The sequence below is a fragment of the Pseudomonas sp. H3_C08 genome (assembly GCF_054669455.1).
Genome location: NZ_CP162803.1, coordinates 1933085 through 1957129, shown reverse-complemented (window position 1 = coordinate 1957129; position 24045 = coordinate 1933085). Strand labels below are relative to the sequence as shown.

The following is a 24045-nucleotide window of genomic DNA, read 5'->3' as shown; positions in this document are numbered from 1 at the left end:
CCTTTCAGTGAGCTTTCAAAACCTGCCGACAATGCAACACCCTGAAAGAAAGTTGAAATTTCTTTGTTTCATGTGTGACCTGCCTACCGGTTCGGTGCATCAGTACAAGTACCAGCCGAACGGTAAGCCCAACCGACGGCACATCATTTGATTGGGCACGACAGAGAGAAAACCCCATGACCGCCCCGCTCCGTATCAACGAAGCTCTTTTGATTGCCAACCACGCGTTCAAACCGTTCCAGTGCGTGGCCTGGGCGCCACAAGACGGCAATGGCGAGCTCAGCCTGACCGTGATCGACCGGACCAACTCGCGCATCGGTAGCAAACAGATCCCGAGCAGCGCCTACTCCGATCCGGCGCAACTCGAGCAACTGTTGGAGCAGGCTCGCGCTGAACTCAGCGAAGAAGGTTACAGCCTGCAATCCTGGTCGATGCCACACTAACCGCCGGGCGATGCGGATGACGCTCAGGTCATCCGCCCTACTCTGTTAGTTCTAATCTTTTTAACGCTCCGTACTTTTGCACAACCATTTGCAACTTATTCAGGCGTAACTGCTTGGCCGGCTTGCTATTGGTTCAAAAAGACACTGTTCTGGCACAGTGCGACCGTCCACCTGTTAGTTCTTACAGTTGTACTTCTCCCGGTTCAGGGATTGAATGTTTCGCTCATGCAGTTACCCGCCCGGTCAACTCGCAAGGAGATGCGTGCATGTCCACTCTGAACACTTTCGCGCTGCCGGTGGTATCGACTTCTTTATTGAGCCGAGCCGGTCAACTCGACAGAACATTTGCCGCTAACGGCGTTGCTCAAGTGTATTTCGCTGGCAGTGTGTCCAACCTGACCGAGGACATCGCCCTCGATGCGCAGGGACGGGTGCTGGTCGCAGCAAAGGTTGGCGTCGCCACCGGCAGCCGATTCGGCCTGGCGCGGATGCTTGCCGATGGCTCGGCCGATCTGACCTTTGGCGATCAAGGCAGCGTGATCGAAACCTTTGCCCCGGGCTTTGAAGCCACGGCCGGCAAAGTCCGGGTACTCCCCGATGGACGCATCCTGCTCGCCGGCCTGCATTATGAAAACGCTCATCGCACCTTGCCGGCTCTGGCCATGTTTGACGCACAGGGCAAGCCGGACCTGCGCTTCGGTGACAACGGTCGTCAGGTGGTGCGCCTGCCCGGCGACTTGTCGATGGGCAGCCGTGATGCCTGGCTACCGCCGGGCGTCCCGGGTGCTGAAGCCTGCGACTTTGTAGTCCAGGACGACGGCCATATTCTACTGATCGCCAATCACCATTTCGAACTCGCCGACCATGCCGGCATGCTGATCCGCCTCAAGTCCGACGGCAGCCTCGATGAAACCTTCAACGGCCGCGGCTTCGTGATGATTCGTCACTTACTGCTCAACACCTGGCTCAGCAGCCTGCTGTTGCAAAAGGATGGTCGAATTGTAGTGGCCGGCTCCATCGACTTTCCGCAGGAAGGTTTGTTGGCGCGCTACCTGCCCGATGGTCGCCTCGACGAGCGTTTTGCCGTGGACGGCTTCATGGCGTTCAAGGCCCACGGGCAAAGCGCCCAGGTCAGTCAGGTCCTGGAATCGGCCGATGCACTGCATTGTTTCGGCAGCAGTCGCGACCCGATTCGGTGCATGGCGTACAGCCTGCATACCAATGGCCGACCGAACCTGCACAACCATGGTGGCCAGCCACAACTGCTGGAAATCGGCCCGAGCGGCTGCCAATGGAGTGCCGCCCAGCGCATGGCGGACGGCCGCATCATCGCGGTCGGTGCAACCATTGGCGGATTCGAAGCAGATTTTATTGTTGCTCGTTACCAGAGGGACGGCGGCCTGGATCACAGCTTCGGTGACGGCAAAGGCTGGCTGCGCACGCGTCTGGGGCGCAGTCTCGACACCGCCAACTCGCTGGCCGTGCAAGCGGACAATGCCATCCTCGTCGGCGGTTATTCATTGGATGGCAACTACCGGGCCATGGTGGCGCGTTACCTGAACCATTGAAAAACACGCACTGTACTTGATCTTCCGCAACGCATCCGGCAACTTGCGCGCTTCTAAAGACAAGGAGCAGCCGATGTCCGGTTCAATGGCCCAGGCGTTCGCGCAAAATTTTCTCGGGCACTCGCCACGTTGGTACAAGGCGACCATCGTCGGTTTCCTCATCCTCAACGCCGTCGTGCTGTTCAGCGTCGGCCCGGTCGCGGCCGGCTGGTTGCTGGTGATCGAATTCATCTTCACCCTGGCGATGGCGCTCAAGTGCTATCCGCTGATGCCCGGCGGTTTGTTGTTGATCGAAGCACTGCTGCTGAAGATGACCACCCCCCAAGCGCTTTACGATGAGCTGGTGCACAACTTCCCGGTGATCCTGCTGCTGATGTTCATGGTGGCCGGTATCTACTTCATGAAAGATCTGTTGCTGTTTCTGTTCTCGCGCCTGCTGTTGGGCGTGCGATCAAAAGCGATACTGGCCTTGCTGTTCTGCTTTCTTTCCGCGTTCCTGTCGGCATTTCTCGATGCATTGACGGTGACCGCGGTAATCATCAGTGCGGCGGTCGGGTTCTATTCCGTTTATCACCGTGTCGCGTCGGGCAACGACCCGCGCCAGGACAGTGAGTTTGCTGACGACCGGAACCTGCCGAAACTTCACCATGACGATCTGGAACAATTCCGGGCGTTCCTGCGCAGTCTGTTGATGCACGGCGCGGTCGGTACGGCGCTGGGCGGTGTCTGCACACTGGTGGGCGAACCACAAAACCTGCTGATCGGCCACGAAATGGGTTGGCACTTCGCCGAGTTCTTCCTGAAAGTCGCGCCGGTGTCGATACCGGTGCTGGCAGCGGGTCTGGTCACCTGCGTGTTGCTGGAGAAGCTGCGCTGGTTCGGCTACGGCACACTGCTGCCGGACAATGTTCGCGCCGTGCTGGCCAACTACGCCGCCGAAGACAATGCCGAGCGCACAGCGCGCCAACGCGCAGCCCTGCTGGTGCAAGGCGCGGCGGCACTGATCCTGATCGGCTGCCTGGCCTTTCACATCGCCGAAGTCGGATTGATCGGCTTGATGGTGATTGTGTTGATCACCGCGTTTACCGGCATCACCGACGAACATCGTCTGGGCAGCGCATTCAAGGACGCCATGCCGTTCACGGCGTTGCTGGTGGTGTTTTTTGCGGTGGTCGCGGTGATTCACGATCAACAGCTGTTTGCGCCGTTGATCGAGTGGGTGCTGGCCCTGCCGGTCGAGCAACAACCGGGCATGCTGTTCATTGCCAACGGCCTGCTGTCGGCGATCAGTGACAACGTGTTTGTCGCCACGATCTACATCACCGAAGTGAAACAGGCGTTCCTCGCCGGCCACATGAGCCGCGAGCATTTCGAGACGCTGGCGATCGCGATCAACACCGGCACCAACCTGCCAAGCGTGGCGACACCGAATGGTCAGGCTGCATTCCTGTTCCTGTTGACCTCGGCGATTGCACCGCTGGTGCGCCTGTCGTACGGGCGGATGGTGTGGATGGCGTTGCCGTACACCTTTGTGATGGGACTGCTGGGTTGGTATGCCGTGAGCTATTGGCTCTGATCAACACCGCGTAAAAACTGTAGGAGTGAGCCTGCTCGCGATAGCGGTGTGTCAGCCCAGGAAATGGTGACTGATACATTGCTATCGCGAGCAGGCTCACTCCTACATTTGGTTTTGCGTGCTTTCAGCGAGGGAGGATGTATTTCTCGATCGCTTGCGCCACGCCGTCTTCAGTGTTCGGCGCGGTGACCACGTCGGCTTGGCGCTTTACGGCGTCCTCCGCCTGGGCCATGGCTATCGAAAAGCCTGCACAATGGAACATCGCCGGGTCGTTGCCGCCATCGCCGATGGCCGCTGTCTGCGCCAATGGAATACCGAGATGTTCGGCCAGCGTCGCCAGCGCGGTGCCTTTGTTGGCTTCCAGCGCCGTGACGTCGAGATACACCGGTTGCGAACGCGACACTTGCGCCATGCCATTGACCTTGGGCAACAGGCGCGCCTCCAGTTCGATCAACAGCTCAGTGTTGTTACTGGTCGCGACGATCTTGTCGATGCGCTCAAGATACGGCTCGAAACTCTCCACCACCACCGGCGGATAACCGAGGCCATGCTGCTCGCGCGGCACCATTGGCCCGTGCGGATCCTTGAGCAGCCAGTCGCCGCCGCTGAACACCCAGATTTCGACTTCCGGCTGATCAGCAAACGTGGCCAGCGCAATCAGCGCGGTGCTGGCCGGCAGGTAATGCGCGACCAAAAGACTGCCGTCAGGATTGACGATAGTGCCGCCGTTGAACGCCGCCGTCGGCAAATCGACACCCAAGGCTTCGATCTGCTGCAACATGGCTTTCGGCGGTCGACCGGTGGCGAGGCTGAACAACACGCCCGCCTCACGCAGCGAACGCACTGCTTCGATGGTGCGCTGGCTCAGCGTGTGGTCGGGCAGCAGCAGCGTGCCGTCCATGTCACTGAGCAGAAAACGGATAGGTTGTTGCGGAAAGTCACTCATCCGAGGCCATGCCAGACGCGACCATCGCGAGTCAGCAAATCTTCGGCGGCTTGCGGGCCGTCTTCACCGGCGGCGTAGGTCTGCACACTTGCATCCTGCTGCCAGGCATCAAGGAACGGCTGTACCGCGCGCCAGCCGTTCTCGATATTGTCGGCGCGCTGGAACAGCGTCTGATCGCCGGTCAGGCAGTCATAGATCAGGGTTTCGTACCCGGTCGACGGCTGCATCTCGAAAAAGTCTTTGTAAGCAAAACCCAGCTCGATGTTGGCCATGTTCAACGCCGGCCCCGGCCGTTTGGCCAGCAGGTCGAACCACATGCCTTCGTTGGGCTGGATCTGGATGCGCAAGTAAGTCGGCTGCAATTGGTCGACTTCAGTGTCACGGAACTGCGCGTACGGCGCCGGTTTGAAGCAGATGACGATCTCGGTGTCGCGCACGCTCATGCGCTTGCCGGTGCGCAGGTAGAACGGCACGCCGACCCAGCGCCAGTTGTCGATCATCACCTTCAGTGCCACGTAGGTTTCGGTGTTGCTGTCAGGCGAGACGTTGGGCTCCTGGCGATAACCGCTCAGCGGCTTGCCGTCGACCTCACCGGCGCTGTACTGACCGCGCACCGAGTTGGCCCGCGCCTCTTCAGTGGTCCACGGACGAATTGCCCCCACAACCTTGGCCTTCTCGCCGCGCACCGCATCGGCGCCAAACGCGGCCGGCGGTTCCATGGCAACCATGGCCAGCAACTGGAACAGGTGATTGGGCACCATGTCACGCAGGGCGCCGGTGTGTTCGTAAAAACTGCCACGGGTTTCGACGCCGACGGTTTCAGCGGCGGTGATCTGCACGTGGTCGATGTAGTGATTGTTCCAGAAGGCTTCGAACAGGCTGTTGGAGAACCGGCTGACCAGAATGTTCTGCACGGTTTCCTTGCCCAGATAATGGTCGATCCGATAGATCTGCTTCTCGGACATCACCTTGAGCAAACAGGCGTTCAACGCTTCGGCGGTTTGCAGATCGGAGCCGAACGGCTTCTCGATCACCACCCTTCTGAACGCTTCGGGAGTTTCCTCCAGCAATTTGGCAGCGCCCAGTCGGCGCACCACTTCACTGAAGAAACGCGGCGCGGTGGCCAGGTAGAACACCGCATTGCCAGTGCCGCTGTCGGCGATTTTCGCCGCCAGCGCGGAATAAGTGCTGTCGTCCAGGAAGTCGCCCTGGACGTAGCTGATACCTTTGGCGAGCTTGGCCCACAAGGCCGGATCAAGCATCTGATCGCCCTTGCCGACCTTCGCCGCCACTTCGTTGCGGATGAAATCTTCGAGCTTCTGCGCGAAGGCCTCATCGGTAATGGCGTTGTGGTCAACGCCGACGATCCGCAGATTGTCGTCAAGCAAGCCGTCGCGACTGAGGTTGTACAGCGCCGGCATCAGCAAGCGCTTGACCAGGTCGCCGTGGGCACCGAACAAAAACAGCGTGGTCGGTGGTGCGGGTTCTGCCTTGGATTTTCTGCGGATCGTATGGGTCATTTCTTCGGTGTCTCCACGTGGCCGCCGAAGCCGAAGCGCTGGGCCGAAAGAATCTTGTCGCCAAAGGTGCCCTGACCGCGCGAGCGGTAGCGCGAGAACAGCGAGTTCGACAGCACCGGTACCGGCACTGCTTGTTCCATGGCCGCTTCGATGGTCCATTGACCTTCACCGCTGTCGGCAACCGAACCGGAGAAGCCGTCGAGCTTCGGATCGCTGGCCAGTGCATCGGCAGTCAGGTCGAGCAACCACGACGACACCACGCTGCCACGGCGCCACACTTCAGCGATGTCGGCCACGTTGAGGTCGAAACGCTGATCTTCCGGCAGGCGCTCACTGGACTTGGTCTTGAGGATGTCGAAGCCCTCGGCGAACGCGGCCATCATGCCGTACTCGATACCGTTGTGAATCATCTTCACGAAGTGCCCGGCACCGGCGGGACCGGCGTGGATGTAGCCGTGTTCGGCGCGGTGGTCGTCGGACTGGCGATCCTTGGTGCGCGGGATATCACCCATGCCCGGCGCCAGAGCAGCGAACAGCGGGTCGAGGCGCTGCACGGTTTCGGCGTCACCGCCGATCATCATGCAATAGCCACGTTCCAGCCCCCAGACGCCGCCGGAGGTACCGACGTCGATGTAGTGCAGGCCTTTCTCGGCCAGAGTTTTGGCCCGGCGGATGTCATCCTTATAGTTGGTGTTGCCGCCGTCGATGATGGTATCGCCGGCTTCGAGCAAAGTGCTCAGGGTGTTGATGGTGTCTTCGGTCGGCGCGCCGGCCGGCAACATGACCCAGACCGCACGCGGTTTGGCCAGGCCGGCAACCATTGCCGGCAAGTCGGCGACGCCGGTGGAGCCCTCGGCGACCAGGTTCTCGATGAAAGCGGTATTGCGGTCGTAAACAACGGTGGTGTGACCGTTGAGCATCAGACGTCGCGCAATATTGCCGCCCATGCGGCCCAGTCCAATAATCCCGAGTTGCATGTGCTGATGCTCCTTACTACAAATAAATGTGTGTCATTGGTTATAGCCCAACGCGACTGATGGAGGTTAGTCCAGAGCGTTGCGATGAAGTTTCCGGGCATTGTGCCCGATCCAGACTGATAACGCCCCGAATCCTGCCGAAGACACACCGACCATGAAAAATAAAAAAGTTCCATTCACAGGCAAAAGAAATCAAAATCGGCGCCGATAGTAAGTCAGTACCCCAAAGCGGGGACGACCTACAGTTGATGCACGCCATTTGCGAGGTGAGCAATGGGCACAGTACACACAGCAATGCCGCCACAAACCCTGTACGTGACAATCCGTCGCGATGAATTGCGCCAGTTGAAAGACGAACGCGACCAGTTGAAACAGGAGCTGGCGCAGCTGCGCCTGTTGACCCAAGGTGTGCAGCCGCAACCTTTGCCGGTCGTTCAGCGTCACCCCCACGCCTGATCCCCGCCTGTTTCGGGAACGGCCACCGCTGTTCCCGACATGATCCATCGCTGCCCGCCTCTCTATAGAGCAAAGCGGCAACTCACAAACTTTTCACATTCTCTTCGTAATACTCCGCCCCATTCTGGCCGTACCTGCGCGTACGGCCTCCGTTCGTCGGCTTCATGGATGTTCCGGCGGTGGTTGTAACGAGTGAGCTGGAGCGCCGAATGGCATTGTTCAAACGCAGCAAAACGACTGCGACAGGTTTCGACTGGGCCGGTTTTATCTGGCTGTTTGTATTCTTCTGGTACTTCTCGGGTATCACCCAACTGCTGATCCAGCTGACCGGCACCTCCGGCTTCAGCGGATTCCGTCAGGCGTTCTTCATGAGCGCGCTGTGGCTGGCGCCCATGCTGCTCTTCCCCAAACGCACCAAACTGCTCGCTGCCGTGATCGGCGTGGTGTTGTGGGCCTGCTCGATGGCCAGTCTTGGCTATTTCTTCATTTATCAGCAGGAATTCTCGCAAAGCGTCATCTTCATCATGTTCGAGTCGAACATCTCTGAAGCCGGCGAGTACATGACCCAGTACTTTGCCTGGTGGATGGTGGTGGCATTCCTTGCCCATACCGCGTTCGCGTATTTCCTGTGGACCCGCCTGCGCCCGGTGTACATGCCCCGTGGCCGTGCGCTGGTAGCGGCGACGGCGATCGTGATCGCGGTGGTCGGCTATCCACTGGTCAAGCAAACCCTGCGCATGGGCACCTTCGCCCAAGGCTTCGAGAAATTCGAAACCCGTATCGAACCGGCGGTGCCATGGCAGATGGCCGTGGCCTATCACCGTTATCTGGATACCCTTGCCGACATGCAGGGCATGTTGCATAACGTGAGCAAGATCCCGCCGCTGAAAAACCTCAAGGATGCCTCGGCCGACCAGCCGAAGACCCTGGTGCTGGTGATCGGTGAATCGACCAACCGTCAACGCATGAGCCTTTATGGCTATCAGCGCAACACCACGCCGGAACTGGACAAGCTCAAGGATCAACTGGCGATCTTCGATAACGTCGTCACCCCGCGTCCATATACCATCGAAGCGTTGCAGCAAGTGCTGACCTTCGCTGACGAAGAGCATCCGGATCTGTACCTGTCGACGCCGTCGCTGGTCAGCATGATGAAACAGGCCGGCTACAAGACCTTCTGGATCACCAACCAGCAGACCATGACCAAGCGCAACACCATGCTCACGACTTTCTCCGAACAGGCCGACGAGCAGGTGTACCTGAACAACAACCGCAATCAGAACGCCGCGCAGTACGATGGTGATGTGATCGAGCCGTTCAACAAGGCGTTGGCTGACGCCGCGCCACGCAAGCTGATCGTTGTGCATTTGCTCGGCACGCACATGAGCTATCAGTACCGCTATCCGCCGACATTCGACAAGTTCCAGGACCGCACCGGCGTACCAGCCGGCGTGCGTGACGACCAGGTCCCGACCTACAACAGCTACGACAATGCCGTGCTGTACAACGACTTCGTGGTGTCGAGCCTGATCAAGGATTACGCCAAATCCGATCCGAACGGCTTCCTGCTGTACCTCTCGGACCACGGTGAAGACGTTTTCGACTCAGTGGGCCACAAGACTCTGGGCCGCAACGAAAACAAACCGACCGCGCCGATGTACACCATCCCGTTCATGGCCTGGGCGTCGCCGAAGTGGAAAGCCAACCACGACTGGAACTTCGCCGCCGACCTCGATCGTCCGTACAGCAGTTCGCACTTGATCCACACCTGGGCTGACCTGGCCGGTTTGAGCTTCGATGAACTCGATCACAGCAAGAGCCTGGTCAGCGACAGCTTCAAGGCTCGCCCTCTGCTGATCGGCGATCCGTACCAGACCGAGCAGCGTGCGCTGATCGACTTCAGTTTGATGAAGCCGAAGAAACCCGACGCCGCGCCGGCGGATGTCGCGCAGAAGTAACACCAGAAGGGGCCGAAACCGGCCCCTTTTTCATGTCCGCAGAAAACTCATCCAGCCGGCCTCGAATTTCGCTTGTTACCTCTGCCCCATCCAATGCGTCGCCACGGTCAGCTCTGACAGGTGCCCCCCGTTCCCGACTATCAAATGTTCTGCAACATGCTGCAAAAACTCCACTGAACGGGCGTTAACCCCGCGTTAATTCAGGCCTCCCAGACTCTCTTCCGAGATCTGCTTCATGGACGAACGGCTCCCACTTGTTCAGTAGGAGGCACCATGAAAATCACTACCGCAATCCTTGCCGGGCTATTTGCCCTGGGTTCTGCCAGCGTTTTTGCCGAGGGCGGCGCTGAGCGTATGCGTTATCACTACGACAATTTCCCGGTTCACCACGCCCAGAGCGAGCAAAAGAGCGACGCCAACGCGAAGGAAATTCGCGTTCCCGCCGATCAGACGGCGCAAGTGACCGAGTCGTATCGCGACTGAGATTGACCGAGCAACCGATGGACCTTCCGTGGCTCCGCTCTGGCCTGGAAGAAGACAGTTTGGCGCCCTGATTGGGGCGCCTTTTTTTTGGGGTTCATTCAGTCGATTAGTCAGGATTGGATGTCCGGCTTTTGATTTGTGGTGAATTCGCCCCTCACCCCAGCCCTCTCCCGAGGGAGAGGGAGCAGTTTTGTGGGCTGTTCAAAACCTGAGTTCGGCTCGATGTTTCAGGTCGGCGTACGTTGCCCAAACACCTCGGTCAGTCCCCTCTCCCTTTGGGCGGTCCGACGTTTCGGGAGGGTTAGGGTGAGGGGCTTTTCAGGCTTTCAGGCCTGCAGATTCTTGATCCAGAACAGCATGCGCCCGTGGTCCGGGTCGAACATGCCCGGCGCAAAGCCGAACTTGCTGTAGGCATTCTGCGCCACGGCGTTGCCTTCCAGCACTTCGAGGGTGATTTTGCAGCAACCGCGCTGGCGAGAAATTTCCTCGACTTTCTGCAGCATCTTCTGGCTCAGGCCGAGACCGCGAAAGCGGCCCACCACCGCCACGTCATGGACGTTGACCAGCGGCTTGCAGGCAAACGTGGAAAACCCTTCAAAGCAGTTCACCAGCCCCGCCGGTTCACCACCGACAAAGGCCAGCACACTGAACGCATGCGGGCGCCGGGCCAGTTCTTCGGGCAGCCGACGCAGCAGCTCAGGGTCGAGCGAATGACCGCCGCCCATTGGGTCTTCTGCATAGTGGTTGAGCACGATACCGATGGCCTCGGCGTGCGTTGGATTGCTGTAGCTGGCCTGAAGTACAAGAATTTCTGCGGAATCCATTTCCATCCCCGAACACAAAAGCCCCGGCGCGCAAAGTGCGTACTGAAAGGCTGCCTGACATTAGCGCGGGGGTGATCGGGCGGGCAACCGACAAATGCAAAAGATCGGACGATCTTTTGCTTTTTCAGTGGCCCCAGATCAACTCTTCAGTCCAGCCCAGTTCGGCAAAATCCTCAGCGCGCAGTCCACTCTCGCCGACACAGAAAAACTCATCCAGTTGCGGCGGCTTCACCGAAGTATCACTGAGCATCGCATGCACCTGCCCACGGTGATGAATCTGATGTTCGAACAGGTGCGAAAGCATGCGCAAGCGACTCTCGTGCTGCGGCGTATCACGGGCGATAGTGACGATCCGGGGCAGATCGGCATCGCGCAATTGTTCGCAATAGGCGATCAGCCGCCGATCAACATGAGCCTGCTCTTCGCGCAAATGCGTGGCGTCGGTAAACGGCTCGTCCACGTTGAAAAACACGTAGCAATCGGGGTGCGGTTCAGCTCCGCGCAGCTCACGCTCCAGTGCATCGACGTAGAACCAGTCGCAGGTGAGGATGTGATTGAGGGTCAGACGAATGCTCGGAAAAAAACTCACCCGAGGCGCCGCCAGATCCGTCGCACTCAGCTGCGTCCAGGCCTTGGCCAGGCGATGATTGGCCCAGGCATTCTGGTAGGCCATGGTCAACAAATGATGGGATAACGCTTGGCTCATGTCGGCGCCCTCTTCCATTCAAGCTTCGGCAAAACGCTGCAGCTGCATCTCCTGCAAGCGACTGAGGGTGCGGCGGAACGGAAATTCCAGATAACCCTCGGTGTACAGCGCCTCCATGGGTACTTGCGCTTCGATGTACAGCGGCACCTTGCGGTCGTAGCACTCGTCGACCAGCGCAATGAAACGCCGCACGCCGTCGTCGTGAACCGACAATTGCGGCAACTCACGGTCACCCGCAACTACCCGCTGCGCGCCATCTTCAGTGCCGCGCGCAATGCGCCCTTCGCGTTTCTGCGCACTGAGATTGGGTACTTCGCTCAACAGAATAGCCGTGTAGCGGTCGCACAGCGCGATGAAATCCATGGCGGCGAACGGTTGCTCGCAGAGATCGGCGTAGCGGCACCACAACACCGTCTCACCGGCCTGCACCACGTTCAACTGGCGATGCCCGACCGCCACCGGTTCGGCGCTGGCTGCTTGGCCGGCGGTCAATGCCTGAAAGACTTCCTCTAGCGCACTCACCGCAGACGTGGCGACAAAGTAGCGTTGCAGACCTGCCCCCGGATGCAAGCGATGATCCTCGGCGCCATTCACCGCAACCACCTGCATATGCGCCTTGATCGCGGCAATCGCCGGCACAAACCGGTCGCGATTGAAGCCATCGGCGTAAAGATCATCCGGCGGCAGATTGGACGTACAGACGATCACCACGCCTTCGTCGAACATCACCTGAAACAACCGACCAAGAATGATCGCGTCACCGATGTCGTTGACGAACAACTCATCGAAACACAGCACCCGCATCTCGGCCGCCAGCTCCCTGGCCAGCGCACGCAACGGATCGGCAATCCCGGTCAACTGGAATGAACGCTGATGGACCCAGCCCATGAAGTGATGAAAGTGTTGGCGTCGCGCCGGCACCCGCAGGCTCTGATAGAACTGATCCATCAGCCAGGTCTTGCCGCGCCCGACCGGCCCCCACAAATAAACGCCGCTGACCGAAGCGGCCCCGGCGTGCAGCGCTTCATGGCATTTTTGCAACGCCCAGACCGCGTGTTCCTGGGCTTCATCCTGGATGAAACCCTTGTGTTGCACGGCGTGTTGCCAGGCGCTGAGAGGAGAGTCGAAAGTCATGCGCGGCAGTATGCCACGATGGTTACAGGGAAATATCCAGTCGGGCGATTTTCCCCTGCTCGTTCAAGCGAAACGTGTAGCGCAGTTGCGTCGGGCTGCCGGGGAAAGTTCCGGAAATCAGCCCGTTTACCAGCACTTTGCCGGTGCGCTGCTGCACGTCCAGCACTTCGACCCGTGGCTGATAGCGCTGCCCGGTGTCGTGCATCCATTGCGCGATGGCTTGCGGGCCGACCTGATGTTGGCCCTCGTCGAACACGTTGGCATCCTCGGCAAAAAAACTGGCGACCCTGGAAGTATCGCGTGCGTTGGCCGCATCGATATACGCAGCAATCGCCGGGGCCAGTGCAGAGACGGGATGAGACATGGTTGCAGCTCCTTTTTGTTTGGTTCTGCGCTCATCCTAAAACAGCGTTGCGTCAGTTTTTGTCAGGAGTGAAACGTCCGCTTTCATCCAGTTGCATCTGCTCGCGCCATGTGCGCAACAGATCGCTGCGCCGTCCCGGATAACCCTCGCCCTGGCGGCTGGCTGCGCTGATGCGGTCGGTGCGAAACGTACGATAGGCGCTGCGCAATTCGCACCACGCAACGATGATTCGCACCTCATTGAGGAAGCCCAGCGCCAAGGGCCAGATCAACCGCTGGCTGGCCACCTGTTGCGCGTCGGCGTAATCGATGTGCAGTTTGGCCTGGTCGCGGATGGCATGGCGAAACACGTTCAACGGCACGGCGTTTTGCGGAAAACCATAACCCGGCGGGCCCGCCATCACCGTGGGATTGCGCAGCGCTTCCTGGGCCTGCGGATCGAGCACGGCAGCAATTTTCGCCAGCGCATCCGCTGCGGCTTTGCCGAGGACTTCGTCACCGCGCTGATCGACGTAACGCAAACCGAGGACGATGGCTTCGGTTTCGTCGGCATTGAGCATCAGCGGCGGCAGAAACAAGCCGCTGCGCAACACATAACCGATCCCCGCTTCGCCATGGATCGGCGCGCCGAGGGCGGTCAGTTCCGCGATATCGCGATAAAGCGTGCGCTCGGACACTTCCAGCTCGGCAGCCAGGGTCGCCGCCGTCACCGGGCGCTTCTTGCCGCGCAGCACTTGCAGCAAAGTCAAAAGACGAGTGGTACGCGACACGTTGGGCAGGCTCTGGAGGGCAAAGATGTTCGAGCTTAGCAGAGGCTGGTGTCAGAAACTGGCAGGAGCCTTGGCTGAAAATGTGGGAGCGAGCCTGCTCGCGAAAGCGGCGGGTCAGTCAACAAAGATGTTGGTTGAGCTGACGCCTTCGCGAGCAGGCTCGCTCCCACAGGGGTTATCGTGTGCGGGTTAAATATCAACCTTGTGGCGGGCGGCGTAGAGGCAGAGCATTTCCATCGCCAGTGTGGCAGCGGCCAGTGAGGTGACGTCGGCGTGATCGTAAGCCGGGGCGACTTCCACCACGTCCATCCCGACCAGATTGATGCCGCGTAAACCGCCAAGAATCTCCAGCGCTTGCGCGGTGCTCAAGCCGCCGCACACCGGCGTGCCGGTGCCCGGTGCAAACGCTGGATCGAGGCAATCAATATCGAACGTCAGGTACACCGGGTTATCGCCAACCCGCGCGCGGATCGCTTCGACAATGGCGTCGCAACCACGTCGATGCACCTGCCGCGCATCGAGTACCTGAAACCCCATGTGATCGTCATTGGTGGTGCGCAAGCCGATCTGCACCGAGCTTGCCGGATCCACCAGCCCTTCCCGAGCGGCGTGCCAGAACATCGTGCCATGATCGACCCGCTTGCCCTCTTCGTCCGACCAGGTGTCGCTGTGCGCATCGAAGTGAATCAGCGACAACGTCCCATGTTTGCGCGCGTGAGCCTTGAGCAGCGGGTAGCTGATGAAGTGGTCACCGCCAAACGTCAGCATCGCGCTGCCAGCGGTCAGAATGTGCTCGGCGTGAGCTTCGATGCTTTGCGGAATGCTGTGTGGCGCGCCGAAATCGAAATCGCAGTCGCCATAATCGATGACCGCCAGATGATCGAACGGGTCAAACGTCCACGGCCAGTGGCGTTCCCAGGCAATTCCGGTGGAAGCGGCGCGAATCCCGCGTGGTCCGAAGCGGGCGCCGGGACGGTTACTGGTGGCGGTGTCGAACGGCACGCCGCTGACCGCGACATCGACGCCGCGCAAGTCACGGCTGTAGCGCCGACGCATGAAACTGGTAATGCCGGCGTAAGTACTTTCGGCGGCGGTGCCGTAGAGGCTGTCGCGGGTCATGGCCTGGTCGTTTTGCATAGGCACATCCATCGTGGGGTTCCTGTTGTTATTGATGACTACGGAAAGTGGTCCACAAGCGCGTGCGCTGGCGCATGTCCTTGAGGCTCATGCTGCGATCGGCATACAGCCGCGCGCGAACTTCGCTCGGCGGATAGATGTCGGGATCGTTACGCACGGCCTCATCCACCAACGGCGTGGCGGCCTGGTTGGCGGTGGCAAAAAACAGTGTGTTGGTCAGTTCGGCCACGGAATCGGGGCGCAGCATGAACTCGATGAACGCCCGCGCGGCTTCGGGGTGCGGCGCGTCTTTGGGAATGGCCAGATTGTCCTGCCACACCAGCGTGCCTTCCTTAGGAATGCGGTAGGCCACTTCGTACGGTTTATTGGCCTTGTGCGCCTGATCAGCGGCCATGCTCGCGTCGCCGTTGTAAGTCAGCGCGAGACACACGTTGCCGCTGGCCAGGTCATTGATCTGCCGGCCGCTGGCGACATAGAGCACCGACGGCTGGAGTTTCTGCAACAACGCCTCGGCGGCGGCCAGGTCGTTTTTGTCGGTGCTGTAGGGATCCTTGCCCAAGTAATGCAGGGCCAGACCGATGACTTCCTGCGGCGAATCGAGGATCGCGATACCGCAGTCCTTGAGCTTGCTGGCGTTCTCCGGTTTGAACAGCAGATCGAGGCTGTTCAGCGGCACATCAGGCAGACGCTGCTTCACAGCCTCGACGTTCATGCCCAGACCCAGCGTGCCCCAGGTGTACGGCACGCCATAGCGATTGCCGGGGTCGACAGCGGCCATTTTCTCCAGCAAATCCGGATCAAGATTGGCGTAGCCCTTGAGGCCCTCATGAGGAATTTCTTTCAAGGCACCCGCCGCAAGTCCACGGGCCAGAACGCTGGACGACGGCACCACCACGTCATAACCACTGCCGCCGGTGAGCAACTTGGTCTCCAGCACCTCGGAAGTATCAAAGGTGTCGTAACGCACATGAATACCGGTTTCCTGCTCAAACCGTTGCAGGGTTGGCGGCGGCACGTAATCGGCCCAGCTGTAGAGATTGAGTGTCTTGTCCTCGGCCTGAGCCTGAACAGCCACCGACAACAAAAGCGCGGGGAAACACAGCTTGAACACGGGAGCCATGACGAACACCTGACCGGAGGAAGTGGTTGCAGGATGCGCCGTCGGATACATTAGAAAAATTGTCTAATAATTATCCTGACTTTATCCAGGAGTAATGTGATGTTGGGTCAACTCCACGACGTGGACTTGCAACTGTTGCGCCTGTTTGTGCGGGTGGTCGAGTGCGGTGGCTTCAGCGCAGCCCAGGGTGATCTGGGCCTGAGCCAGTCGAGCATCAGCCAGCAAATGGCTAAACTCGAAACTCGCCTCGGCTATCGTCTGTGCAGCCGTGGCAAGGGCGGTTTCAGTGTCACGCCCAAGGGCGAGCAGTTGCTGATCGCGGTGCGCACGCTGTTTGAATCGATTGAAACGTTCCGCCATCAATCCAACGGCGTCGCCGGGCGCTTGATCGGTGAAGTGCGCCTGGGGATTTCCGAGTCGGTGGATCAATCGGTGCTGCAGCGGGTGGCGGCGGCGATCCGGCGTTTTCGCGAGCGTGATGAGTCGGTGCGCATCGAACTGATCAGCGCCATGCCCGGCGAAATGGAACGGCTGCTGTTGCAACAGCGGTTGGACTTGGCGATCGGCTATTTTTCGCAGGTGCAAAGTGCCTTCGACTATCGCCAGTTGTTCAGCGAAACCCAGCATTTGTACTGCGCTGCCGGCCATCCCTTGTTCACTGATGACGCACCCAGCGATGCCGCGTTGCAGGCCTGCGACCGGGTCGATCACCCCTATCGGTTTTTTCGCAGTGACGAGCCGTTTCAGGGCAAGGTCTGCTCGGCGCGCTCGGAGCAGGTTGAAGGCACGCTGACCTTCATTTTGTCGGGTAAACACGTGGGGTATCTACCGGATCACTATGCGCGGAGCTGGCAAGCGAAGGGCCTACTGAAGCCGATCCGTGAGGGCGAGTTGAGTTTCGAAGTCGACTTTCATCTGGCCCGGCATCGGGCGCAGGTGCCGGGGGATGCGCAAAAAGCTTTTGAAGAGGATTTACTGGGCGCATTCAATCTCGTGTAGGAGCTGCCGCAGGCTCGGGCCGCGATCGGACGATCTTTTGATCTTAAAAGATCGCAGCCTCGTTTCACTCGACAGCTCCTACACGGGCGTTTGCCGTAGCGACCCATAAAACCTGACCTTTCAGGCAGTTATTGCTCGTTGCCCTTACCGCCCTCTTCCGGCATTCTGCGCCTCCATTTTCTGACCCGGCCCCGCCTCGCGGCGCGCAAAACACCATGACCGCCTCTGAAAAAGCCCCGCGCAACAACGACCTGATTTACGGCCTCAACGATCGTCCGCACCTGACCGCCACAGTGTTTGCCGCGCTGCAACACGTGCTGGCCAGCTTCGTCGGCATCATCACCCCGACCCTGATCATGGGCGGCGCCCTCGGTCTGCAAAGTGAAATTCCCTACCTGATCAGCATGGCGCTGTTCGTCTCCGGGCTTGGCACCTTTGTGCAAGCCAAGCGTTTCGGCCCGGTCGGTTCGGGGTTGTTGTGTCTGCAAGGCACCAGTTTTTCCTTTATCAGCGTGATTCTCAGCGCCGGGTTCATGGTCAAGGCGCGCGGTGGCGGCACCGATGAAATCCTCTCGACGATCTTCGGCGTGTGCTTTTTTGCCGCGTTCATTGAGGTGGTGCTGAGCCAGTTCATCGGCAAACTGCGCATGCTGATTACCCCGGTGGTCACCGGCACCATCATCACGCTGATGGGGCTGTCGTTGATCAAAGTGGCGATGACCGACATCGCCGGCGGTTTCGGCGCGCCGGATCTGGGCGCAGCCAGCCATGTGTTTCTGGCGGCGCTGGTGATCGGCACCATCGTTGTGTTGAACCGCGTTGATGTGCCGTTTCTGCGCCTGGGCGCGATTGTCATCGGCCTGACCCTCGGCTACGTAGTCGCATGGCTGATGGGCACCGTGGATTTCGCCTCGATGCCAGAGGTGCCGCTGGTCAGCGTGCCAGTGCCGTTCAAGTACGGTTTCAACTTCGACTGGGTGGCGTTCGTGCCAGTGGCGGTGATTTTCCTTGTGTCGCCGCTGGAGGCTGCGGGTGACCTGACCGCCAACTCGATGATTTCCCGGCAACCGGTCAAAGGCCCGCTGTACATCCGGCGGATCAAGTCCGGACTGCTCGCCGACGGCCTCAACTCGGCCATGGCCGCCGTGTTCAACAGCATGCCAATGGTGACCTTCGCGCAGAACAACGGCGTGATTCAGCTCACCGGCGTGGCCAGCCGTTACGTGGCCTTCTTCATTGCCGGTTTGCTGGTGCTGCTGGGACTGTTCCCGATGATCGGCGCGGTGTTGCAACTGATGCCGAAACCGGTACTCGGCGGCGCCGAACTGGTGATGTTTGGCACTGTGGCGGTGGCCGGGATCAAGATCCTCGCCGAAGCCGGTCTGCATCGACGCAACATGCTGATCGTGGCGATTTCGCTGGGCATGGGCCTGGGTATCGCGGCGGTGCCGGAAGTGTTGCGCGAACTGCCGCAAGCGCTGCGCAACATCTTCGAATCACCGATCACTGTCGGCGCGTTGTGCGCTATCGTGCTGAACATCTTCCTGCCGGAAGAATTCATTGAGCTGGAAGAAGACGATTTCGACCCGGAAGCTTCTATTCTTCAGGTCATGGAAAACCCGGACATGCCGGCCAAAGGTGAACCTGCCCCAGCGGCGGCTGTCGCACAGTTGAACCGCTAACGTCTGGCCTTCAATAGAAAGGGCTGAGCCGGCGACGGTTCAGCCCTTTTTTGTTGAGAGACCGTTTATGCGCCGTTTTCAAGCCGTCATTCTGTCACTGCTTCTGCTGTCCCTCAGCGCCTGTGCGCTATTCCCCAACCGTGATCCGGTGAACATCAACGTAGTCGGCCTCGAACCGTTGCCAAGCCAGGATCTGGAAGTGCGCTTCGCCATCAAGATTCGCGTACAGAACCCCAATGAGACGGCCATCGACTACAACGGCATCGCGCTGGATCTGGAGGTCAACGGTCATTCACTGGCCTCGGGTGTCAGCGATCAGAGCGGTTCGATCCCACGCTTCTCCGAAACCATTGTCAGCGTTCCGGTCAGCATCTCGGCGTTCTCGGTACTGCGCCAGACCTTGGGCCTGAGCCAGACGCAAACCCTCGACAACCTGCCCTACGTGCTGCGCGGCAAGCTTGCCGGCGGTCTGTTTGGCACCATGCGCTTTGTCGACAGCGGCAAGCTCAGCCTGCCCAAGGCCACTGCCGCGACCTGGTAAAAATGCGTTAGCCTGCTTCTTTCCCCAAAGACATTCAGGGAGGCTGCAGGTTTATGGAAGACACACCGACGCTGTACACCGAACGACTGCTCCTGCGCCCGTTGCAACTGGCCGATGCCGACGCCGTGCAGCAACTGTTTCCCCACTGGGATGTGGTGCGTTATCTGAACGCGGCGGTGCCATGGCCGTATCCCGAGGACGGCGCCCTCACCTATTTGCGCGATGTTGCCTTGCCGGCCGTGGCGGCGGGCAAGGAATGGCACTGGTCGATACGCCGCAAGTCCGCGCCCGAACAGTTGATCGGCAACATCAGCCTGATGGATCAAACTGACAACCACCGTGGATTCTGGCTGACACCGGCGTGGCAAGGTCAGGGCTTTATGACCGAAGCGAGCGCAGCGGTGACCGATTACTGGTTCAACGTACTTCAACGCCCGCTGATGCGCGTGCCGAAAGCGGCGCCGAATACCGGCTCGCGCAAACTCTCGGAGCGCGCCGGGATGCGCTTGATCCGGACCGATGAAGATGATTTCGTCGGTGGGCGTTTTCCACGAGAAATCTGGGAAATTTCCCGGGAAGAATGGCTGCAACGCCACTGATTTCCAGACACACCACCGATCCATTGTAGGAGTGAGCCTGCTCGCGATAGCGGCGGATCAGCCGGCATCTCTGTTAATGACACACCGCTATCGCGAGCAGGCTCACTCCTACAGGGTTCGGTGTCAGGCAGTACCCTAAGTGTTGAATCGCACACCCGGTTTGGCGCGCTCATCCACACTCAACTCAAACACATCCGGCCGCGCGTAGTGCCCGACCACATCGTAGTCATACCGCGCCCGCACCAGTTCATCGGTGTCAATTTGCGCCGTGAGCAACCCCGCCTCGCCCCGCAACGGCCCGGCCAGCACATCGCCCATCGGCCCGACAATCACGCTCCCCCCCGCAATCAACGGGCGATCTGCCGGCCAGTTGGCAATCTCCACGCCCAGTTCATTCGGTGACGCCTGCACCTGACAGGCGCTGACCACAAAGCAACGGCCTTCATGAGCGATGTGGCGCATGCTGACCTGCCACATCTCGCGCTCGTCGACGGTCGGCGCGCACCAGACTTCGATGCCTTTGGCGTACATCGCCGTGCGTAGCAGAGGCATCATGTTTTCCCAGCACACCACCGCGCCGAGCTTGCCAACCTGACTGTCGAACACGGGCAAGGTCGAGCCGTCGCCCTTGCCCCAGATCAGCCGCTCGGTGCCGGTGGGCATCAGTTTGCGGTGTTTGCCGACAAGTCCGGCCTGCGGGTCGAAATACAGCGCCGTGCAATACAACGTGCTGCCAGCCCGTTCAATCACGCCGATCACCAGGTTGGCCCCGGTGCGCGCCGACAGACCGGCCAGCGCTTGCGTTTCGACACCCGGCACATCGATCGCATTGGCAAAATATCGGGCATAGGCTTCGCGCCCCTCGGGCAGGCGATAACCCAATTGCGTGCCGAAGCCCTCGCCTTTCGGATAACCACCCAACAGCGCTTCCGGCATCACCACCAATGCCGCGCCCGCCTCGATGATCGCGCCCTCCCAACTCAGAATCTGCTCCAGGGTCGCGCTTTTGCCTTCGGGCAAAGCGCCGATTTGCAGCGCAGCAACAATTGATTTGGCCATCGCGATAACTCCATCAGGTTCAGTGGTTGCCGATTCTGCGGCGCCACGCGATCATGAATAAAGCCCCATTCACTGCTGAATGATATGAGCCAAATGAATATCGCCACGGTCGACCTCAACCTGCTGAAAGTCTTGGAAGCCCTGCATGAAGAGTCCAGCGCCAGCCGCGCAGCATTGCGACTGGGGGTGACACAATCGGCGGTCAGTGCGGCGCTGCGCCGCTTGCGCGAGGTCTACGGCGATCAATTGTTCGTGCGTACCGGGCGCGGCCTGGCGCCAACGCTCAAGGCCAATCAATTGAAACCGGTGGTCAGCGAAGCGCTGAACAAGTGCCGGCAAAGCCTGGCGATGGTCGACCCGGCGGCTAACCAGTACGACGGCCGCTCGGTCACCGTAGGACTGTCGGATGATTTCGAAATTGCCTACGGTCGCCGCCTGATCGAGGAAATTGCCCGCAGCGCTCCGAAGTTGCGCCTGATCTTTCGTCAGACCCATAGCCAGATCGTCGCCCGCGCGCTGATGGAGCGCAGCATCGATCTGGCGATTACCGCCGGAGGCTTTGCCGAGCGCTTGCTCAGCCGTCAGGTGTTGGGCGAAGGCGGTTATGCATGTCTGGTCGATCCGGCGAGCCTTGCGTCCGGTCAGCAGCAGATCGATCTTGAGGAGTTTGTCGACCGCGAGCACATCTTGGTGTCGTCCGGCGGCTTTATCGGGATCACCGATGAGGGCTTGGCGACGCTGGGCCTGACTCGACGGGTGTGCGCGTCGACCACGCATTTCGCCGCGCTGCCGTATTTGCTCAAGGGCAGTCGGGCGGTGGCGACGATTCCGACGCATGCCGCCGAAAGTATTGCTGAGCTTAGCGGCCTGGCGCTGCTGCCCTGCCCGCTGAAACTGCCGCGTTATCCGATCGAACTGGGCTGGCGTACCAGCACGCAGATCGATCCGGTGGTGGTCAAAGTCCGCGAAGCGATTGCCGCGACGTTCACCTGAAGCGTTACTTGTTCGCGGCCATCAGGCGATTGACTTCACTGCGCACCATGTTGGCGAACTCCGGCGGCGACATGCCGTCCAGTTCTGCGCGGACCCACTCGGCCCATTTGCCTTTGCGCTTGCCGCGCTCGCCGAACAAACGCGCGGCTTCGCCTTTGGCTTTGCCCAGATTGTTTTGCCAGAGTTCGAACAGACGGGATTTCTCGTCTTCTAGCGCAGCGCGCTCTGCGAGTGATTTGTCGGCCAGATTGAAACTCATGGGGAATTATCCTGCTGCGTAAAATGGCGACATCTTACACGCTCGACGGAAATCTCCCGCGCAGGTTTTTATTTCTGACCTAAATTCAGTGCAACTTTTCAGCAAGCACCACACTCCATTGATCACTGTCCATTCAACTGCAAGGAGTCACCCAATGGCCCGCAAATCCGCCGTGCAAGCCGCCGAAGATCAAATCAAGGATCAGGCCTTCAGCGAACTTCAGGCTCTGATCCAAGAGTCCGACAAACTGCTCAAGAGCAGCGCCTCACTGGTCGGCGAGGAAGCGGAAACGCTGCGCGGACAAATCGCCCTGAAACTGCAACAGGCGCTGGATTCGGTGTCGAGCGTACGTGATCGCACCAAACCGGCGGTTGATGCCACCGAAAGCTACATCGGCGGTCATCCGTGGCAGACCGTGGCGATCTCCGCCGGTTTCGGTCTGGTGGTTGGCTTGCTGCTCGGCCGTCGCTGAGTCAAGGCACACAAAAAAGGCGAACCCACTGGGTTCGCCTTTTTTATGCCTGCGTGTTTTTACCGGCTTTGAACCAGTTCCGGGCTTTCAGAACCTAAGCTCAACTCGATCTTTCACGTCGGCGCACCTCCCCCATTCACCGCGGTCAGTCCCCTCTCCCTCGGGGAGAGGGCTAGGGTGAGGGGCTTTTGATCTTTGATCACGCCCCCGCCAGCTCACGCAACTGCGCCAGCGTCTGTGCATCCAGCACGATGCCCTCAGCCAGCGACTTGCTGCGCTGCCAATGCCTGCGATCGCCCGGCAACCGCTTGAGGCCGACACTGTGCATCTGCCGCACCAGCTCACCACTGCGCTCGGCGAAACTCTGCCCGGCGGCTTTGCTCGGGTCGATGACGATCAACAATTGCCCGGTCCACGGCGTTTTCGCCCCGGGATGATTGGCCCAATCGAACTCGAAAGAAAAATTCCCTCCCGTTAATGCGGCCGCCAGCAGCTCAACCATCATCGACAGCGCCGAACCTTTATGTCCACCGAACGGCAGCAACGCCCCGCCCTCGAGAATCGCCTTGGGATCCTGAGTCGGCTGACCAAGGCTGTCCACGCCCATTCCGGCGGGCAACCGCTCGCCTTTGCGCGCAGCGATCTGCACGTCGCCATGGGCGATTGCGCTGGTGGCCAGGTCGAAGACAATTGGCGCGGCGCCGGCCCGTGGCGCGGCGAACGCAATCGGATTGGTGCCGAACAGCGGCCGGTCGGCGCCGTGCGGCACCACGCAGGTCATGCTGTTGACCACGCTCAGCGCCACCAGCCCCTCGTCGGCAAATGGCTCGACGTCCGGCCACAGCGCGGCGAAGTGATGCGAGTTGCGAATCGCCAACACGGCAATCCCGGCGCTACGCGCCTTCTCCACCAGCAACGACCGGGCGGCGGCCAGTGCCGGTTGGGCGAAACCGTTGCCGGCATCGACACGCACAAAACCGGAAGCGACATCTTCGACTTGCGGCACCGCGTGGCCGTTGACCCAGCCGCTGTTCAGGGTCGAGACATACCCGGGTATGCGGAACACGCCATGGCTGTGGGCACCATCGCGCTCGGCGCCGGCGCAGTTGGCGGCCAGCACTCGGGCGACTTCGGCGGAAGTGCCGTGGCGCAGAAAAATCGTTTCAAGCAGTTGCGTCAGCGCTTCAAGAGACAACGAGGACGAGACAGCAGAGGACACATGATCGTGTGGCGCAGACATCTGAAGCTCCAGAATGATTATTGGAGGGAACAACAGCGTACGGACGACTTGCCCGCCGATTAACCATGCCACAGCTGTCGGCTGTCAACCCTTGTATTGGCGATGACGGGCATTGGCTCATGGCACATTTCAACTCGACGTGTGCGGTAACTATGTACCGCCTGCACAGCGACCTGCGTACCTACTCTTGAACTCCCCGCCCACGGCGCCCCGTTCAGAG

The 24045-nt window shown here is 59.9% G+C and carries 25 protein-coding genes; 12 read left to right on the top strand and 13 right to left on the bottom strand.

The features are described 5' to 3' along the window. Positions 1–176 precede the first annotated feature (176 nt). From AB4N74_RS09030 to nhaB, 3 genes are all read left to right on the top strand, one after another. Complete coding sequence (locus tag AB4N74_RS09030; protein ID WP_093432822.1) at positions 177–443, top strand: hypothetical protein; 267 nt, start codon at positions 177–179, stop codon at positions 441–443. 266 nt (positions 444–709) lie between these two features. Beyond that, positions 710–2011, top strand: a complete 1302-nt coding sequence (locus tag AB4N74_RS09025) for an NHL repeat-containing protein (protein ID WP_460099536.1) — start codon at positions 710–712, stop codon at positions 2009–2011. A 73-nt stretch (positions 2012–2084) separates the two neighbouring features. Next, positions 2085–3587, top strand: coding sequence for a sodium/proton antiporter NhaB (nhaB, locus tag AB4N74_RS09020; RefSeq protein WP_093432826.1), 1503 nt, complete (start codon positions 2085–2087; stop codon positions 3585–3587). A gap of 124 nt (positions 3588–3711) precedes the next feature. Here the strand turns inward: nhaB and AB4N74_RS09015 are convergent, their stop codons facing one another. Genes AB4N74_RS09015 through gnd form a run of 3 tightly spaced genes read right to left on the bottom strand, consistent with a single transcriptional unit; the run spans position 3712 to position 7030 of the window. Further along, positions 3712–4533 (bottom strand): HAD family hydrolase, encoded by an 822-nt coding sequence (locus AB4N74_RS09015; protein WP_099759080.1) that lies wholly within the window; start codon positions 4531–4533, stop codon positions 3712–3714. Further along, entirely contained in the window at positions 4530–6053 is a 1524-nt protein-coding gene (gene zwf, locus AB4N74_RS09010; RefSeq protein WP_460099532.1) for a glucose-6-phosphate dehydrogenase, read from the bottom strand. Before zwf ends, AB4N74_RS09015 begins: the two co-directional genes overlap by 4 nt. Beyond that, a complete protein-coding gene (gnd, locus tag AB4N74_RS09005; RefSeq protein WP_093432832.1) occupies positions 6050–7030 on the bottom strand; it encodes a phosphogluconate dehydrogenase (NAD(+)-dependent, decarboxylating) in 981 nt (326 codons plus the stop codon). The genes zwf and gnd overlap by 4 nt, the downstream gene beginning before the upstream one ends. A gap of 273 nt (positions 7031–7303) precedes the next feature. Between gnd and AB4N74_RS09000 the strand changes: the two genes are divergently transcribed. From AB4N74_RS09000 to AB4N74_RS08990, 3 genes are all read left to right on the top strand, one after another. After that, positions 7304–7486 carry a DUF6026 family protein gene (locus AB4N74_RS09000; protein WP_007914840.1) on the top strand — a complete coding sequence of 61 codons (183 nt, stop codon included), beginning with the start codon at positions 7304–7306 and terminating at the stop codon, positions 7484–7486. 209 nt (positions 7487–7695) lie between these two features. After that, positions 7696–9444 carry a phosphoethanolamine transferase CptA gene (locus AB4N74_RS08995; RefSeq protein ID WP_320336830.1) on the top strand — a complete coding sequence of 583 codons (1749 nt, stop codon included), beginning with the start codon at positions 7696–7698 and terminating at the stop codon, positions 9442–9444. Positions 9445–9717: 273 nt separating this feature from the next. Further along, positions 9718–9927, top strand: a complete 210-nt coding sequence (locus AB4N74_RS08990) for a hypothetical protein (RefSeq protein WP_460099528.1) — start codon at positions 9718–9720, stop codon at positions 9925–9927. A gap of 326 nt (positions 9928–10253) precedes the next feature. On the opposite strand, the gene AB4N74_RS08985 is transcribed toward AB4N74_RS08990, so the two are convergent. The 7 genes from AB4N74_RS08985 to AB4N74_RS08955 form a co-directional block, all read right to left on the bottom strand. Next, a complete protein-coding gene (locus AB4N74_RS08985) occupies positions 10254–10751 on the bottom strand; it encodes a GNAT family N-acetyltransferase (RefSeq protein ID WP_093432839.1) in 498 nt (165 codons plus the stop codon). Positions 10752–10875: 124 nt separating this feature from the next. Beyond that, a complete protein-coding gene (locus AB4N74_RS08980; protein WP_460099524.1) occupies positions 10876–11457 on the bottom strand; it encodes a DinB family protein in 582 nt (193 codons plus the stop codon). An 18-nt stretch (positions 11458–11475) separates the two neighbouring features. Beyond that, positions 11476–12591 carry a cell division protein ZapE gene (zapE, locus tag AB4N74_RS08975; RefSeq protein WP_460099521.1) on the bottom strand — a complete coding sequence of 372 codons (1116 nt, stop codon included), beginning with the start codon at positions 12589–12591 and terminating at the stop codon, positions 11476–11478. A gap of 22 nt (positions 12592–12613) precedes the next feature. Further along, positions 12614–12955: a nuclear transport factor 2 family protein gene (locus tag AB4N74_RS08970; protein WP_093432845.1), complete on the bottom strand. Its 342-nt coding sequence runs from the start codon at positions 12953–12955 to the stop codon at positions 12614–12616. Positions 12956–13007: 52 nt separating this feature from the next. Further along, entirely contained in the window at positions 13008–13724 is a 717-nt protein-coding gene (locus tag AB4N74_RS08965) for a helix-turn-helix transcriptional regulator (RefSeq protein ID WP_099759072.1), read from the bottom strand. 189 nt (positions 13725–13913) lie between these two features. After that, positions 13914–14873: an agmatinase gene (speB, locus tag AB4N74_RS08960; RefSeq protein ID WP_460099517.1), complete on the bottom strand. Its 960-nt coding sequence runs from the start codon at positions 14871–14873 to the stop codon at positions 13914–13916. A 16-nt stretch (positions 14874–14889) separates the two neighbouring features. Continuing rightward, positions 14890–15981, bottom strand: coding sequence for a polyamine ABC transporter substrate-binding protein (locus AB4N74_RS08955; protein ID WP_258709840.1), 1092 nt, complete (start codon positions 15979–15981; stop codon positions 14890–14892). 99 nt (positions 15982–16080) lie between these two features. On the opposite strand from AB4N74_RS08955, the gene AB4N74_RS08950 reads away from it, so the two are divergent. The 4 genes from AB4N74_RS08950 to AB4N74_RS08935 all read left to right on the top strand — a co-directional run bounded on the left by AB4N74_RS08950 (position 16081) and on the right by AB4N74_RS08935 (position 19802). Beyond that, positions 16081–16980 (top strand): LysR family transcriptional regulator, encoded by a 900-nt coding sequence (locus AB4N74_RS08950; RefSeq protein WP_116256224.1) that lies wholly within the window; start codon positions 16081–16083, stop codon positions 16978–16980. 215 nt (positions 16981–17195) lie between these two features. Further along, positions 17196–18662, top strand: coding sequence for a nucleobase:cation symporter-2 family protein (locus AB4N74_RS08945; RefSeq protein ID WP_034156004.1), 1467 nt, complete (start codon positions 17196–17198; stop codon positions 18660–18662). Positions 18663–18729: 67 nt separating this feature from the next. Next, complete coding sequence (locus tag AB4N74_RS08940; protein WP_093432857.1) at positions 18730–19203, top strand: LEA/WHy family protein; 474 nt, start codon at positions 18730–18732, stop codon at positions 19201–19203. A gap of 53 nt (positions 19204–19256) precedes the next feature. Further along, positions 19257–19802: a GNAT family N-acetyltransferase gene (locus AB4N74_RS08935; RefSeq protein WP_460099512.1), complete on the top strand. Its 546-nt coding sequence runs from the start codon at positions 19257–19259 to the stop codon at positions 19800–19802. A gap of 135 nt (positions 19803–19937) precedes the next feature. On the opposite strand, the gene AB4N74_RS08930 is transcribed toward AB4N74_RS08935, so the two are convergent. Then, on the bottom strand, positions 19938–20861 hold the full coding sequence (locus AB4N74_RS08930; protein WP_320336834.1) for a carbon-nitrogen hydrolase family protein: 924 nt from the start codon (positions 20859–20861) through the stop codon (positions 19938–19940). Between the two features lie 84 nt (positions 20862–20945). On the opposite strand from AB4N74_RS08930, the gene AB4N74_RS08925 reads away from it, so the two are divergent. Continuing rightward, complete coding sequence (locus tag AB4N74_RS08925) at positions 20946–21854, top strand: LysR family transcriptional regulator (protein ID WP_460090815.1); 909 nt, start codon at positions 20946–20948, stop codon at positions 21852–21854. 4 nt (positions 21855–21858) lie between these two features. Here the strand turns inward: AB4N74_RS08925 and AB4N74_RS08920 are convergent, their stop codons facing one another. Next, on the bottom strand, positions 21859–22113 hold the full coding sequence (locus tag AB4N74_RS08920; RefSeq protein WP_007917411.1) for a hypothetical protein: 255 nt from the start codon (positions 22111–22113) through the stop codon (positions 21859–21861). Between the two features lie 154 nt (positions 22114–22267). Here AB4N74_RS08920 and AB4N74_RS08915 point away from each other — a divergent pair, with 154 nt between their 5' ends. Next, positions 22268–22585, top strand: coding sequence for an ElaB/YgaM/YqjD family protein (locus AB4N74_RS08915; RefSeq protein ID WP_007917413.1), 318 nt, complete (start codon positions 22268–22270; stop codon positions 22583–22585). A 199-nt stretch (positions 22586–22784) separates the two neighbouring features. Here the strand turns inward: AB4N74_RS08915 and AB4N74_RS08910 are convergent, their stop codons facing one another. Further along, on the bottom strand, positions 22785–23825 hold the full coding sequence (locus tag AB4N74_RS08910; RefSeq protein ID WP_186625567.1) for an Ldh family oxidoreductase: 1041 nt from the start codon (positions 23823–23825) through the stop codon (positions 22785–22787). Positions 23826–24045 lie beyond the last annotated feature (220 nt).